Genomic DNA, 16598 nt, shown 5'->3' on the forward strand with positions numbered 1-16598 from the left:
CTCCCCCTCCACGCCCCCACCGACGCCTCCTTCCTCCTCCTCGGCGGCGAACCCTTCGCCGAGAAGCTCGTCATGTGGTGGAACTTCATCGGCCGCACCGGCGACGAGATCCTCCAGGCCCGCAACGACTGGGAGGCCGGCACCCGCTTCGGCACCGTCCACGGCTACGACGGCGCCCGGCTGCGGGCCCCAGAGCTCCCCGATATCCCGTTGAAGGCGCGCGGACGAGTGCGCTGACCTGCGACAATGCCTCGATGGCGGCCTCTGTGCCCGCCGCTGCCAGCAGGACTGAGCGGGCATCCAGAGGTCCCTGCTGATGGAGTTCCGCTCCGCGCGCCCTGCCCCCTCGGAAGAGTGGGGTGCGAGGACTGTCGATTCTCAGGTCTGGGTGTCGGCGGCAAGGTCTGCTCGTACAGATGCTGACCCATTGCTGACGCAAACCCCCGCAGGGCATGGAGGACTTCCAGGCTGGCCGCCGCCTCGGCACCCTCTCGGCCGACCGGTAGTTGCACGCGCGGTGCCCTCTGGCGCCCCTACGCCGCCCTGCGGCGCGCAGGTGGCCAGGGCGTGGGGTCGTCTACTGGCTTTCCGTAGTGGATAGTTCGAGCACGCGGCGATGGATCTCGCGCGCATTGTCCGCGCTGCTGCCGGAGACGGTCTCGGTGCCGTTCGGTGGGGACTGTCCCTCGGCTGCCACGGCAACGAACCGGGTGCGCGGATTGGCGCGTGACGCAGCTCCCAGTGCCTGGCCGAATGTCGGACCGATGGTGACCACGAGGTCGCAGCGCTGCGCGGAGAGTCCCGCGAGATACGGCAACGCCTGGTCGGCGGTGGGTGCGGGGACGAAGAACTGCTGGGCGTTCAAGTCGCCCTGCCGGGCCGCGTCCTGGAGGGCCGACCAGATGGCGCCGGCGTCGCTGCCGGTCGCCGCCTCGGTGGCATCGCCGGCGAGGCAGGCCGTCCGGCGCCCCGCGAGGTTGGACGGCGTGACGGTGGTCGGCCGGTCGCCGGTCGCCTCGTCAGGGCCGCCGGTGAACAGGATCGCGGCTCCGGCCACCGCGGCGGCGGTCAGCCCGAGTGCCCAGCGGCGCCGGGCTGTGGTGCGGAACGGCATGGCGACAGCTCCCCGGCTCAGTGGCGATGTGCCCAGTCTGGCCCGCTGGTTGCATCTCCAAGGTAAAGACATTCAAAAATCTCTGGAGATCATTTCCTGACATTGGGTGACTATATCCATCGAATCGTCCCTGGTTCGAGCGGAGTTGATCTGTACGGCCGGACTGATGGGCGATAGGAAGGGTGCGCACCAACGACTTTTTGGTAAGCAGTCATCACATCTGCTTCACGGGGGGACAGGCCGTGCGTCGGACGTTCGCGCTCATCACCACTCTGGTGTTGCTGTTGATGCCCGCCACTCAGGAGGCGAGCGCGTTCACCGCCGCCAATACCCCGAGTCCGACGGTCACGCCGAAGACCCCGCAGCAGCTCGGCGGTGATCCGAGCGGGGGAACCCACACGGTGCCGTCGGACCGGACCGACAAGGACGCCGCTGCCGGTGAGCAGCCGCCGCACCAGCCCGGTCAGGGCGAGCTCGCCGAGAGCCGACCGGTGCCGGGGGACACCACGCCGCACCGGTCCGCCGACACGCAGCCGCGATCGCCGGTGGAGGGCAAGGCCGTCACACCGCCACCCTTGCCGGGGCACCGCCCGGGGGAGCCCTCACCCGGTGGTGCGACGCAGGATCCCGCCGAGACGGGACGACCGGCCGGCGCCCAGAACTCCCCGTCCGCGGCGAACGCTCCGCCGGTCGGCGGCGACGCCCCGGGCACGGGCATCCCCGGTCTGCCGGTCGAGGGCGTCGAGGTGACCGGTGCCCGCACCGACACCACCGCGGTCTTCCGGAACCCGGACGGGACCAAGACCCTGCGGGTCTATCCGCGCCCCGTGCACTACCAGAAGGACGACGGGACCTGGGAGAACATCAACACCAACCTGACCCTCGACCAGGCCGGCCGCTGGAGTGAGCAGGCCAACAGCCAGCGTGCCACCTTCGCCGCCCGGGGTGACGATCCCGCGCTGGTCAGCTGGGTCCTGGACGCCGAGCACCTGGTCTCCTACGGACTCCGGGACGCGGCACCGGTCCTCGGCGTGGTCGACGGCGACAAGGTGACGTACCCGCTCGCACGACCCGCGAGCGACGTGGTCTACAACGGCCTCGCCCAGGGCATCAAGGAGTCCCTCGTCCTCCATGACGCGACCGCCCCGACGAGCTGGGTCTTCCCGCTGCGCACAACCGGGCTGACCGCGGCCATCGGTCCCGACGGTGAGGTGCGGTTCACGGACGCGGCCGGCGTCGTCCGCCTGTCCATTCCCCACGGGTACATGATGGACTCGAAGATCGACCCGGCCTCGGGGGACGGCGCTCTCAGCGACGGCGTCACCTACCAGCTGATCGACGTCGACGGTGCTCCCGCGCTGCGCATGGACCTGGACGAGGCCTGGCTGCACGACACCCGGCGCGTGTTCCCCGTCACGGTGGACCCGTCCACCACCACCGGCAGCGTCTCGGTGGGCCAGTCGACCTTCGTGCGGTCCGACGCGACCGCCAACTTCTCGACCGACCCCCTGCTGCGGATCGGCACGGCCGACGGCGGTGCTTCCAAGGTCAACAGCTACCTCTACTTCCCCGGCGTGGCCACGGCGTTGCCGCACAACTATCTGCACGCCGTCACCCTGAACCTCAACAACGTCCACTCCTACGAGTGCTCTCCCCACCCGGTCTACGTCAACCAGATCACCAGCTGGTGGAACCCGGCGACCATCAACCGGTATCCGGGCCTGGACATCGGCCAGCAGCTGGGCACCAACAGCTTCTCCGCCGGAGACACCTGCGGTGGCCCGATGTGGAAGAGCATCGACCTGGGCAGCGACCACAACGCCCCCGGTGTCCAACTGGTCGAGAGCTGGGCGCGGGGCGGCACCAACTACGGTCTCGCGCTGACCGCCAGCACCACCGACTCCTGGCACTGGAAGAAGTTCTCCAGCGCCAACACCAACTACCCGCCGTACCTGTCGATCGTCTTCAGCGACTGGGCGGCGACGTACTCGCCCTCCGGCTCGTACATGCCCCCGACCTACAACACCCCGGGCTACCAGCAGGTGTCGCTCACCAACATCGCGGCCAACTGGTGGAACGGCTACAGCATGCAGGTCAAGGCCCGCATCTTCGACGAGAACTGGAACGAGCAGTGGTTCAACGCGCCGCTGACCGGGGTGTCCGGGCTGGTGAAGACCTATGAGACGGTGACTGTCAACGGGGTGATCCCACCACTGCCGTTGGGCCGCTCCTACATCCTCTGCTGGGACGGATACGTCAACGGCACGGTCTCGCTGCACGACGGCTACGCGATCCCGTTCGGCACCTGTACCTGGGTCAGCGGAGTCAACACCGCACCGCAGATGGACATGCTCGCGCCGCTGTCCAACACCGTCGTCGGCAGCCTCACCCCGCAGCTCTACGGCACCGGACACGATCCGGACAACTATCCGGGTTGGGGACTGGACTACCTGTTCCGGGTGTACACCAACCCGTCGTCGGGCGATCCCCAGCTGATCGTGGACTCGGGCTGGCAGCCGAGTACCTCCTGGGCGGTGCCTCCGGGAAAGCTGGCCTGGAACACGAGCTACCTGTGGAACGTCAAGGTCGGCGACCACTCCGGCGAGAGTCCGCTGACCAGCAGCGCCTCGTTCTCCACCCAGGTCCAGCAGCCGGTCATCACGTCCCACCTCGGCGCGGCGGTCGGCGACGGCGCGGGCCGGCCGTTCGACGCCCAGGTCGGGAACTACACCACCGCCGCCACGGACGCGGAGGTCCGGAGCGTCGGCCCCGCCCTGGCTGTCAACCGCTCGTACAACTCCCTGGACCCGCGCACCTCGACGCTGTTCGGCAACGGGTGGACGTCGAACTTCGACATGCGGGTGCAGCCGGACAACGACGGAACCGAGTCGGTGGTCCTCACCACCGGGAGCGGACGGGCGGCCCGCTTCGGGGCCGACCCGAACAGCGGGGCGGTCTTCACCCCGCCGCCGGGGGAGTACCAGTCCCTCAGCCGGGTTCCGGCCGGCTTCGACCTGATGGCCAAGGGCGGAACGCGCTACGAGTTCCACGCCGTCTCGGGTTCCGGCTACGCCCTGTCCGCCGTGCGCGACGCGGTCGGGCGGCTCCAGGAACTGGGCTACGTCGACGGCCGGTTGGCGACCGTGACGGACGTGTCGTCCGGCCGGACGCTCCACTTCGAGTGGACCGCCGACCAGCGGCACGTGGCGAAGGTGTACACCGACCCGGTCACCGGGTCGGACTGGAGTACCTCGCTGACCTGGACCTACTCCTACAACGCCACCGACCCGGACCAGCTGGACCAGGTCTGCGCGCCCCCGACCGGCGGCAACACCGCCATGTCCTGCACGACGTACTCCTACATCCGCGGCTCGCACCTGCGGTCCGCGGTCCTGGACTCGGGCCCGGTCTCCTACTGGCGGCTCGGCGAGAGCCAGGGGAACGTCGCCGCCAGCGAGGTCGTCGAGAACCAGGGCAACGACAACGCGTGGTACTCCGGAACCGGGGTGACCCTCGGGACGCCCGGACCGACCGCCTCCGCCGCGACGGCCGCGACCTTCGACGGCTCGTCGGGCTACGTCTCCCTGCCCCAGAGCGTGCTGGACACCTCCTCCTACACGTCGGTCGGGCTCTGGTTCAAGACCACCGGGTGGGGCGTGCTGTTCAGCTACCAGGCCGACACCTTCCCGGGAACCGGGAGCACCCCGGCCAACTACACCCCGGCCCTCTTCGTCGGCCAGTCCGGCAAGCTGCACGGCAAGCTCTGGAACGGCCCGTCGAACACGATCGACTCGGCCAACCCGGTGAACGACGGCCAGTGGCATTTCGCGCTGCTCTCAGCGGCGGGCAGTACCCAGACGCTCTACCTCGACGGGGAGGCGCAGGGCACGCTGTCCGGAGCGGTCGTCGCACCCGGACAGCGCTCCGAGGCCGTCGGCGGCGGCTTCCTCAGCGCCGGGTGGCCCGACAACCCGTACGGCTGGCCCGGTCAGGCGAACTTCTTCTCCGGCAGCATCAGCGATGTCGTGTTCTACAACCGGACCCTGGGCGCCCCGGCGGTCTCCGCGCTCTGGCAGGCGGGCCACCGGTCCTCGGCCGAGCTCTCCGGGCTGAAGCTGCCCTCCGGCAAGACGAGCCTCGCCGTCACCTACGACACGGTCAAGGACCGGGCCGCCAAGGTGACCGACGAGAACGGCGGGACGTGGACGCTCAACGCGCCGACCGTGGCCGGCTCGGCCCAGGAGTACCGCGGCGAGGTCATGGCCTCCCGGCCGGCCGGTTACTGGAGGCTCTCCGAGGGCGCCGGAGTCCAGGCCAACAACCAGATCTTCACCCCGCGGCCCACGCCCAACAACGGCACCTACTCCAACGTCTCACTCGGCGCGGCCGGCCCGATGGCCGGATCGGCGGGGGCCGCGACGTTCGACGGCACCACCTCCTGGGCCGAGCTCCCGGCCTCCTTCGCGCCCCAGAGCGGTCCGGGTGCCATCGGCCTCTGGTTCCGCGCCGACCGGCCGGGAGCCCTGCTCTCCTACCAGTCGTTCCGCATCGGAGGGAGTCCGAACGGGACGACGGACCGTTGGAACCCCGCCCTGTACATCGGTGCCGACGGCAGACTGCGCGCCCAGCTCTGGATGGGTGACGCCGCGAAGACCATGGTCACCAGCGGAACCGTCACGGACGGGCAATGGCACTTCGCGGTGCTCTCCGCCGACAGCCAGACCTCACAGCGACTGTACCTCGACGGTGCGCAGGCCGCCGGGCCGCTCGAAGGCGCCATCACGCCGAACGGAACGGGCCACGTCTTCCTCGGCGCCGGCGCGGTGTTCGGCGGCTGGCCCGATCCGGCGGCCGACCCGGCGGGCCACTTCAAGGGGCAGATCGCCGACGTCGCCGTGTATCCGCACGGCTTGAGCGCCGCGGTGGTCGCCGCACAGCACCAGCTCGCGACCACTGCGGGTGCCGCCCAGTACGACGCTGCCGTCGTGGACGCCAACCCCACGGGGTACTGGCGACTCGGCGACGCGGCCGGCAACCAGGCGGCCGAGCTGATCTCCTCGGCCGCGCTCGCCGAGAACCGGGGCAGCTACCACGAGACCCAGTGCTGCCAACCCGGTCCGTGGGCCTCCGGAACCGGTACGGCGACGGGCTTCAACGGCAGCACGTCCCACGTCCGGCTGCCCGACAACACGGCCCCCAAGCACTGGGGAGCCGCGACCGTCGAGCTCTGGTTCAGGACCAGCGCCCCCGGCGTGCTGTACGGCTACCAGTCCTTCCCGGTCGGCGGCAGCCCGAACGGCTCGACGGACCGCTGGAACCCGGCACTGTACGTGGGATCCGACGGCCGGCTGTACGGCACCCTGTGGACCGGTTCGGCGGACTACGCGCTGGTCAGCCCCAGCACCGTGACGGACGGGGCCTGGCACCACGTCGCCCTCGCCGGTGACGGTTCCGGACAGTCGCTCTACCTGGACGGCGCCGAGGCCGCGACGGTCACGGCGGCGCGGCCCATCAGCTACAACGGATCGGCCTACGCCTACCTCGGGGCCGGCTTCACCGGCGGCGGCTGGCTCAACCGTCCCGCCGATGTACAGGGCCACTTCAACGGTGCCATCGCCGACTTCGCGATCTTCCAGTACCGGCTGGGCAAGGGCGCGATCACCGACCAGTACCGCCGCGCCACCAGCACCCCGGTCGGGGGCCTCGACGCGGCGTCCGCCTACCGCGCCTCCGTCGTCCAGGACAACGCCGTCGGCTACTGGCGCCTCGACGACCCGGCGGGCTCCGGCTACGCCGCGAGCCAACTGGGCTTCGCCAGACCGGACGTCACCGCCGGCGACCTCACGGACGTCACGCTGAACTCCAACGGGCCGTCCGGGGACCCCGCCCAGCGGGCCGCGGAGTTCAATGGCAGCACGTCCCGGATCCGACTGCCGGACGACGCCGCCCCGATCAGGGGGGCGGCGAGCATCGAGCTGTGGTTCAGGACCACCAGCGGCGGTCCGCTGTACAGCTACCAGGACTTCCCGGTCGGTTCGAGCGGCAACTCCTGGAACCCCGCGCTCTACGTCGGTTCCGACGGGAGGATCCACGGCGAGTTCTGGATGGGCCCGGGCGCCACCATGGTGTCCGACCGGACGGTGAACGACGGCCGGTGGCACCAGGTGGTCCTCACCGGGGACGACCAGGGGCAGACCATCTATCTCGACGGCCGGCCCAGCGCCTCCGACAACACCGGGCGGAAGATCACCTTCAACGGGACGCCGTACGTCTACCTGGGCGCCGGTACCACCACCAACTGGCCCGCGGCGGACCGCGACCACTTCAGCGGGGCCATCGCGGAGGTCTCCTACTACGCGTCCAGGCTCGACGCGGAGACGGTGGCCTCCCACTTCGAGTCCATGGGCGACGGCACCGGCGGCGTCCCCGTGACCACCGCAACGGTCGGTGACCCGTCCGGCTACAACCTCGTCTACCGCTACGACACCCGCTCCTCGCGGCTGATCTCGCGCGCCGACGGCTATGGCAACACGACCCGCTACAGCTACGACACGTCCGGCTTCCTCCACGCGGTCACCGATCCCAACGGGCACACCATCACCACCGGGCACGATGCCCGCGGCAACACCGTCTCGCGGACCACCTGCCGCAGCGCCGGAAGTTGCCAGACCAGCTACGCCACCTACTACCTGGATTCCGCGAACCCGTTCAATCCGGCCAACGACAAGCTCCTCAGCTCCAGCGACGGCCGGTCGCAGGCGCCCTGGGACACCACCTACACCACCCGCTACAGCTACGACGCCTACGGGCAGCTGGTCTCCACGACCACTCCCGCGACGCCGGACTTCCCGCAGGGCAGGATCGTCCACACGATCAGGACCGACGCCACCACCCAGGCCGAGGACGGCGGTTCGGTACCCGCCGGGCTGGTCAGGGCGCAGTCCGAGTCGCTGGACGCGGGGGCGTACCCGACCCCTGCCTCCGTCCCCGCCGACCGGCAGACCGTCTACACCTTCCGCCACAACGGCGACGTCGCCGCCGTGCAGTCGCCGCTCCGGCCGAAGACTGAGTACACCTATGACGGCCTGGGGCGCCCGGCCACCAGTTCCTCGGCCTGCGCCGACTGCCCGAACAGCGCGGTCTCCGTCGGCGTCGTCGGCCCCCGGGTCCTGACCACCACCTACGCCTGGGACGGACAGGGCAACCAGACGTCCGGCACGGAGCCCTACACCACGGACGCGATCACCGGGACCAAGCACACCCGGCGGACGGTGCTGGCCTACGACGTGGACGGGAACCCGACCAGCCAGACCGTCTCCGACCTCACCGGCGGGGACCCGCCGCGCACCTTCACCTGGACCTACGAAGCCGGTACCAGCCGGGTGAAGGAGGTCAAGGACGCCGGCGGCCACGTCACCGCGTACTCCTACGACCGCTACGGCAACGTCGTCACCAGGACCGACGCGGCCGGGACGACCTACAACTTCAGCTACTCGCCGATGGGCCAGCTCCAGCAGACCGCGATCGCCAACTACACGGGGAGCACGGCCACTCCGGTCAGCCCGCGGTGGCAGGTGATCGGCTCCCGGGCCTACGACCCGGCCGGCCGGCTCGCCACCGACACCGACGGCATGGGGCGGACCACCCACTCCTACTACTACGACGACAACACCCTCGCCGAGGTCGATCTCGACGGCTACCGCAATGCCGACGGCTCGGTGCGCAACGTGGTGCTCCAGCAGAACACCTACGACAACGCCGGCCACCTGGTCCAGCAGGTGACGGGCGGCGGCCGGACCACCGTCGTCACCGGTTACGACGCGGCCGACCGGGTCACCAGCTCGATCGTCGACCCGGGCGGCCTCAACCGCGGCACCGTCTACACCTACGACGCCTCCGACCGCCCTCTGCGCGTGGTCAGCACCGGCGGCACGGAGTCGGCCGAGGTCGAGTTCGTGTACGACGCCGGCGGGAACCTGGTGAAGGAGACGGCCCGCAACCAGCCCGCCGACTCCGTGACCGTCCACGGGTACAACAGCCGGGGCCTGCGGACCAGCACCGTCAGCCCCAACGGCAACGTCACCGGGGCCGACCCCACCGCCTTCACCAGCACCACGGCCTACGACGAGGCCGGCCGGCCCACCGTGGCCACCGGTCCGCTGGTGAGCGCCGAAACGTTCGATCAGGCTGCCGGGAGCAGTACGGCGCAGCAGGTCCGCCCGATCATGCGCAGCGGCTACAACACCTTCGGTGAGCTGACCGCGGCCACGGACGCGCTGGGTGGAACCGTCACCCACACCTACGACGCGGACGGGAACCGGGTGGGCGTGGCCGGTGTCCCCTACACGGACCCGCAGTCGGGCACCACGACGACGCCGACCGCGACCATGGGCTACGACGCGCTCGGTCGCATGGTGACCGCCACCGTGGACCCGGGCGGCCTGAACCTGACCCGCACCAACCGGTACGACCAGTTCGGCAACGTGGTTCAGAGCAGCTTGCCGAAGACGGGGACGACCGCTGCCCCGGTGATCACCCGCTCCTACGACCTCGCCGGCGAGCTGCTGTCCGCCACCGGCCCCACCGGTGCCTCCGTCCAGTCCACCTACGACGACCTCGGACGGCGCATCACCAGCACCCAGCTGGAGCGCTTCCCTACGCCCACCGCCCACACCACCACCTACACCTGGGACGACGCGGACAACCAGCTCAGCTCGACCTTGCCGAGCGGGGCGACCACCCGGTCCACCTACAACGCGGTCGGCCAGGTGCTCACCACCACCGACCCGGCCGGCCTGACGGTGCGGACCGACTACGACGGGCTCGGCCGCACCGGCCGGGTGACCGGGGCCGACGGCACGGCGACCGTCAGCAGCCACGACAGGCTGGGTCGGACGCTGAGCACGACGGACCTGGACACCACGGGGGCCGTCACGGGTGTGCAGTACTCCACGTTCGACCCCGAGGGCCAACTGCTCACCGCTACCGACAAGGTGACCAACGCCGCGGACGCCGCCGCCCACGCGACCCGGTTCGGCTACGACCCGGCCGGCCGACTGGTGCAGCAGGTCGAACCGGTGGCCGCCGGCCAGACGATCACGACGTCCTTCGGGTACGACGCCGGAGGCCGCAAGACCCGCTGGACCAACGGCAAGGGCGTCCCGGTCCACTACACCCACAACACGCTCGGACTCCAGGAGTCCACCATCGAGCCGGCGACCGCGGCGCATCCCGCGCAGGCCGACCGGCGGTTCACGGCGGGCTACGACGTGGCCGGTCGGGCCATCACCCTGACCGAGCCTGGTGGGGTGGTGCGCCACCGCGTCTTCGACGGCGTCGGAAACCTCCTCCGGGAGACGGCCACCGGCGCGGAGGCGGCGACGGCGGACCGTGTCCTCGGCTACGACGCGGCGGGCCGGCTGACCTCGGTCGGCACCCCGGGAGGCACGTCCGACACCTATACCTACAACGACCGCGACCAGCTGCTGACCTCCGCCGGGCCGGGAGGGTCGTCCGCGTACGGCTACGACGCGGACGGCCGCCTGACCGCTCGGACCGACGCGGCCGGGACCACCGCCTTCGGCTACAACACCGCCGGACAGCTGCGCAGCACCACCGATCCGCTGACCGCGACGACGGTCGGGTACGACTACGACGCGACGGGCAGGCTGACCACCGAGCGGTACGGCTCCGGTGGCGGCACCCGCTCGTACACCTACGACAACAGCGGCAGGCTGCGCGACGACATCGTCAGGAACTCCGGTGGCGGGACGGTCTCGTCGATCGGCTACGGGTACGACCCCAACGGCCGGGTCACCTCGAAGACGACCACCGGCACGGCCGGCGCGTCGGTGAACGCGTACACCTACGACCTGGCGGGCCGACTGACCTCCTGGAACAACGGCACCGCCGACACCGCCTACGGCTGGGACGCCGCCGGCAACAGGACGTCGGCCGGCGGTCGGACAGCCACCTACGACGAGCGCAACGAGCTCTTGACCGAAGGCACCACGAGCTACACCTACACGGCCCGGGGCACGTTGTCCGGCAGCACCGTCCAGGGTTCCCAGCCCAAGGAGGTCCGCTTCGACGGCTTCGGCCGGATGGTCAAGGAGGGCCCGTCCACCTTCACCTACGACGGGTTGGACCGGGTCGCCCAGGCAGGGGCGGCCTCCTTCTCCTACGACGGCGGCTCCAACGACCTGGTGTCGGACGGCGCCGCCGTCTACAGCCGCAGTCCGAGCGGGAGGCTGCTCGGCACCGCGGCGGTCGGTGCCGTCCCCGCCCCTCGACTGCTCGTCAGCGACCGGCACTCCGACGTGGTCGCCGCCCTCGACCCGTCGACGCAGGGTCTGACGGGCTCGACGGCCTACGACCCCTTCGGCAAGCCCGCCGCCTCGGCGGGCACCACCGGTCCGCTCGGCTACCAGGGGGGCTGGACGGACCCTGCCAGCGGTGACGTCAACATGGCCGCCCGCTGGTACCGGCCGGGCAGCGGCACGTTCGCCTCGCGTGACTCCTGGCAGATCGGCGCGACCCCGTCGGTCCAGGGCAACCGCTTCACCTACGGCAACGGGGACCCGGTCAACAGCACCGATCCGTCGGGCCATTGCGGGTGGTGCCATGCCGTCGCCGCGATCGTCGAGGCCATCGTCTTCGCTACGCCGGCGGCGGCACCGACCTGCTCGGCGAATCCCGAGAAGTGCTACGGCAGGCAGCAGACGGCGCAGGAGGCCTACTGCGAGTCGCACTCGTACCTGAGGAGCTGCGGCGGAGAGGGGTACTCCCCGCGTCCGCAGCCGGCCCCCCAGCCCCCGCCGGGACCGGTGGTCATCCCCGATCCGGCTCCGGCGCCCCCCGCCGGCGGGGGCGGCTCCAAGCCTCCCCGGACGAAGCCGGCACCGCCGCGCACGAAGCCGGCACCCCCGCGCAAGGGTCCCCCGCCGCGGAAGGCTCCTCCGGGGCCGCGGAAGGACCCCGGGCCGTACAAGCCCCCGGTCGGTCCGACCCTTCCCAAGCCCCAGCCCAAGCCACCCGTCAACCACCGCCCGATCAACGACAACGACCGGCCGTTCGCCCAGCCGAACCCGATCGACTTCTTCACCGACACCATCGTCGCGGTCGGCACGGCGGCCGTGAGCACGGTGGTGGTGGAGGGCGCCGCCGTCGTCGCCGGTACCGCCACCACGGTCGGCGCCGGGGTGGTGGCCGGCACCGCGGCACTCGTCGAGATCGCGGACGACCTGCTCACCGAACCGCAGGCCGAACCGGACCCGCGAGGAAAGCCGCTGCCGGGGACCGATACCAGCGGGGACTGCCGGAGCGGCTTCGGCGGGGGCTGGCGCCGCTACTCGCCGGTCGATGTGGCCAACGGCAGTCGTGCGACGGGAGCCGAGGCCTGCCTGACGAAGGAGTTTGTCGAGGCCAACAAGGGAGGGAAACCGGAGGTGCAGCCGCCTGCCTACATCTGGGCGGCGATCTACGCGTCCGACCTCGGCGACAGGCCGGCGAAGATCTGGCGGAACGCCTGTCACCTACTGGCGGCTTCGCTTGGTGGTGAGGGAACCGTGTATGAGAACCTTGCGACGTGTTCCCGTACAGCGAACGCCTGGCGGCTGGCCGGGCCGCCCCATCACACCGAGAACATGGAGGCCTACGAGAAACAGGTACGTGATGCGTTGAAGCCAGGAGTGGTCGTCCACTACACCGTGGAACCAAAGTACGACGGTCAGCGGGTGGTTCCGACGGAGTTCCACATGAAAGCAACGAAGTTCACCCCAGGCGTTGGTACGGAGCCGCTCTTTGACGCATCCGTCCCCAACGACATCTTCAGTCTCAAGGATCAGCAATGGCACAACATGGGCAAGGACGCCCCGACCGAGTGGGTGCCCTAGCGTGAATGACGAGAACGGCCAGATACCAGCCGGGCTGGCGGATCTGACGAAGGTGCTACGGTCCATCGGACCGACGCACGGGGATGTCGTCAACTGGAAAGCGGCCGAGGAAGTCTACGGTTGCCCGTTTCCCGCTGACTATCGATCCTTCGTAGCGCTGTTCGGACACGGGAGTATCGAGGGAGTGGTGGCTGTCAGGCTTCCCTCCGTCACACCCGGGGAACCGCAGTGGAACCGGGTCTCCCGGTTGGAGGATCACGCACTCGCGGACCCGTCGGTGAACAATTGGGATGCCGCCTCCAGCGGCGCCGGACACCGGCTGGAGGACCTGCTCCTCTGGGGCGAGACCGCTGCGGCTGATGCGTTCGCGTGGATCACGGTCAGCCCGGACCCGGACCGATGGCCGGTCGCGGTGTATTCGCGTGAGGCGGTCACCTGGTCCGTCTTCCCGTGCGGCATGGCCGAGTTCCTCCTCCGGTTGCTCGGTGACGACTTCGACGAGTGGCCGATCGGTGAGACCTCGCTCCGTGATGTCGCGCAACCGCGTTTCCTGCACGACCAGGACGAGGAGGCGGTATGGGCGTCGGGGACCGATCCCTGGGAGTGAGCGTGAGGTTCCTGGCAATGAACCTTGGTGCGGGGAACCGGCCGGCTGACGACAAGCCCGTCAGGGCGTCCGCACGTGTGGTGTGGGAGCACAAGCGTCTGCTGCTCCTACCCAGCGGGGCCTGGGTGCTTCAGGCGGCGCTGGTCGCGGTCGGGTCTGCGTTCTGGTCAGAGGCTGGCGCCGGTGCGGTGGATGTCGCGCTGGCCGTCGTCGGGGTTGTCCTGGTGACGCTGGTCGGGACGTACGCCAACGCCGCCCTGATCCTCGCGGCGGACCAGGCCTTGCAGGGGCGGCCCGTGAGGATTGGCCACAGTTGTGTCGCTGCCGCCGGGCGGCTGCCGGTGATCGCCCTGTGGGCCCTGGTGGGTGTGGTGGCGGTGTCGCTCGGGGCGCTGCTGGACCGGGTGCCGCTGGTCGGGCCGCTGCTGGAGCGGCTGTTCGGGATCGGCTGGGTCGTGGTGACCTACCTGACGCTGCCCGCGATGATGATCGACGGCCTCGGAGTGCGTGACGCGATGCGCCGTGCGCGGCAGCTCTGCGGCAGCGACGGCCGGCGGATCGTCCGGGGCTCGATCTGGATCTCGCTGCCAGGCCTGGTGGCGATCGCGCCGGTGCTCACGATCCTCATTCTGGGGCTGAGTTCCGACGACCATCTGACGGCCGTTCTCGCCGTCGTGTGCGCCGGCCTGCTGGCAACCGTCGCGGCCACGGTCAGCACGGGCCTGTCCGGGGTGTTCAGGACGCGCCTGTACCGGGAGGTCGAGGGGTGAACGCCGCTGGACCCGTGGGACGTACTGGTGTCGAAGCCGAGTCCCTTGGCACTTGCGCGGTTCGCTGATGGTCCTCTCGGAGGGCTCGGCTACGCGTCCCGCTCTCGCCTTCGCGGACCGGGGTAGGGCCTTCGTCTTCGCGATCGATCCAGGAAGCCGCCGTCCCTACGCCTGCAACGACCTTGCCGGGGAGGTCGTCCTCGACGAGTCGAGCTGGGCCCCGGCCCGAGGCCCGGTGGATCGCTGACCGAGGCGAGGGCGAGTGCTGCGTGTCAGTGGCAGGCCCTACTGTGCGTACAGGATCTTCGGGTGTGAGGGCGGGAGCGGGGCGTGGAGGACGAGTTCCAGGAGTTCGAGTTGCGGTTGCCCAACGGCGGGCCGGTCGCGCGCGGGCGGCTGCTGTCGGAGAAGGGGAGCAACGGCAGTCAGAAGTTCCTGGTGTACGCGGGGGCCCCGGCGCGGGGCACGGTCGTTCCGTCGTACTCGGAGCGCCGGGCGTCCTCCAGCCGTCTGCGGACGCAGCTTGTCGAGGAAGGCAGGCTGCGTCCTTCCGAGCGCTGGCCCGGGCATCTCGAACTGACCGAGGACGTGGAGTTCGGCTCTCCTTCGGCCGCTGCCGAGGTGATGATGGGCCGTTCGGCCAACGGCTGGACCCGGTGGCGGACGAAGGACGACCGGCCGCTGTCGGAGTTCATGCCGGGCGTCTGGGCCGGGCCCAACCGTGCCTGGTTGATCCGCGGTTCCAACGTCTCCGGCCTCGACCTCGTCCAGCACCTCTGGCTGCCCGAGGGCCGGGTCACTCTCGCGGCGTCCCGGCTGCGGCAGGGCGTGGGGCAGGGCACGAGCAAGGAGCAGCTGAGCGCGTTCGTCCGGGACGACTACGAGTCCACGGCGACGTACAGCCAGAAGCAGGATCTCGTCGAGGAACTGCACGCCTTCCTTTCCCGGATCAAGCCCGGCGACACCGTGTGCACCATCTCCGGTGGGCTGCTGTACGTCGGCGAGGTGACCGGGCCGGTGGGACAGACGTCCTCCGAGGACGGGCGCTCCAACCTGCGCCGTCCGGTGGACTGGCAGAGTGAGGGGCACTCCTACTCCGACCTTCCCGAGGAGCTTCAGCAGAAGCTCTCGGTTCAGCACGATGTCGTGGATCTGACCTCCGTGCAGACCCTGATCAAGGGACTCGGGCTGAGCGACCAGGAGTTGGAGGAGGAAGCCGAGGCCATAGAGCGTGATCCCGGCGCGGCGATCCTCGTGGCAAGGCGCGAACTGGCCCTGCCCGAGCCCACCTCCGAGCTCGCCGAGGACCTGCTGGTCCACGACGTGAAGTGGCTCCAGGAGGTCCGCGATCTGCTCTGGGACGAGCGCCAGTTGGTCCTCTACGGCCCTCCGGGGACCGGCAAGACGTACCTCGCGCAGAAGCTGGCGGAGTTCCTGGGCGGCGGTCCCGAGCAGGTCAAGCTCGTCCAGTTCCACCCCTCCTACGCCTACGAGGACTTCTTCGAGGGATTCCGCCCGAAGGAGGAGCCGGAGACCCGCGAGGTCGCCTTCCGTCTCACCGCAGGACCGTTGCGTGAACTCGCCGACCTGGCCTCCCGCGAGGGCAACCGGCACGTGCCGCACTTCCTGATCATCGACGAGATCAACCGGGCCAACCTGGCGAAGGTCTTCGGCGAGCTGTACTTCCTCCTGGAGTACCGCAACAAGGCCGTCCGGCTCACCTACTCCGGCGACGACTTCGCCCTCCCGCCGAACCTGTTCATCATCGGCACCATGAACACCGCGGACCGTTCCATCGCCCTGGTCGACGCGGCGATGCGGCGCCGGTTCGCGTTCGTGGAACTGTCGCCGCGGACGGAGCCGACCAGCGGTCTGCTGCGGCGCTGGCTCGAGGCGCAGGAGCGCGACGACGAACCGGCGGAGTTGCTGGACGCCCTCAACTCCCGGATCGACGAAGCGGACTTCCGGATCGGCCCGTCGTACCTGATGAAGCCGAGTGTCTACCGGGTGGGCGGTCTGGACCGCACCTGGCGGACCAAGATCCTTCCCCTGCTGGAGGAGCACCACTACGGCGAAGGCCTCGACATCGAGAAGCGCTACGGTCTCGAAGCGCTGCGGGCCGAAGTGGCCGCGAAACGATCCGGGTTCGTCCTGCAGCCGGGCGACATCGTGTGGGACGACGACCGGTCCCAGGCCGAGTCGTGACCGTCGTC

6 protein-coding genes are annotated in these 16598 nt (G+C 70.1%); 5 read left to right on the forward strand and 1 reads right to left on the reverse strand.

What is annotated here, in order from left to right:
- Window positions 1-237: pirin-like C-terminal cupin domain-containing protein (locus tag ACFVFS_RS11220; RefSeq protein WP_380622621.1), on the forward strand; the 237-nt coding region annotated here is incomplete at its 5' end.
- Between the two features lie 340 nt (window positions 238-577).
- On the opposite strand, the gene ACFVFS_RS11225 is transcribed toward ACFVFS_RS11220, so the two are convergent.
- Entirely contained in the window at window positions 578-1114 is a 537-nt protein-coding gene (locus ACFVFS_RS11225; RefSeq protein WP_380622623.1) for a hypothetical protein, read from the reverse strand.
- A gap of 287 nt (window positions 1115-1401) precedes the next feature.
- Between ACFVFS_RS11225 and ACFVFS_RS11230 the strand changes: the two genes are divergently transcribed.
- The 4 genes from ACFVFS_RS11230 to ACFVFS_RS11245 all read left to right on the forward strand — a co-directional run bounded on the left by ACFVFS_RS11230 (window position 1402) and on the right by ACFVFS_RS11245 (window position 16590).
- Entirely contained in the window at window positions 1402-13008 is an 11607-nt protein-coding gene (locus tag ACFVFS_RS11230; RefSeq protein WP_380622625.1) for a LamG-like jellyroll fold domain-containing protein, read from the forward strand.
- A 1-nt stretch (window position 13009) separates the two neighbouring features.
- Window positions 13010-13615 (forward strand): hypothetical protein, encoded by a 606-nt coding sequence (locus ACFVFS_RS11235; protein ID WP_380622627.1) that lies wholly within the window; start codon window positions 13010-13012, stop codon window positions 13613-13615.
- 2 nt (window positions 13616-13617) lie between these two features.
- On the forward strand, window positions 13618-14385 hold the full coding sequence (locus ACFVFS_RS11240; protein ID WP_380622629.1) for a DUF6159 family protein: 768 nt from the start codon (window positions 13618-13620) through the stop codon (window positions 14383-14385).
- A 330-nt stretch (window positions 14386-14715) separates the two neighbouring features.
- Window positions 14716-16590: a DUF4357 domain-containing protein gene (locus tag ACFVFS_RS11245; RefSeq protein WP_380622631.1), complete on the forward strand. Its 1875-nt coding sequence runs from the start codon at window positions 14716-14718 to the stop codon at window positions 16588-16590.
- Window positions 16591-16598 lie beyond the last annotated feature (8 nt).

Origin of the sequence: Kitasatospora sp. NPDC057692 (assembly GCF_042799475.1) — a bacterium.
Lineage (GTDB): Bacteria > Actinomycetota > Actinomycetes > Streptomycetales > Streptomycetaceae > Kitasatospora.

What these genes read in the sequence shown, in the direction of transcription:
- ACFVFS_RS11230 (WP_380622625.1), top strand. Translation starts at nt 1,402, where the DNA reads ATGCCCGCCACTCAGGAGGCGAGCGCGTTCACCGCCGCCAATACCCCG.
- ACFVFS_RS11225 (WP_380622623.1), bottom strand. Translation starts at nt 1,114, where the DNA reads ATGCCGTTCCGCACCACAGCCCGGCGCCGCTGGGCACTCGGGCTGACC.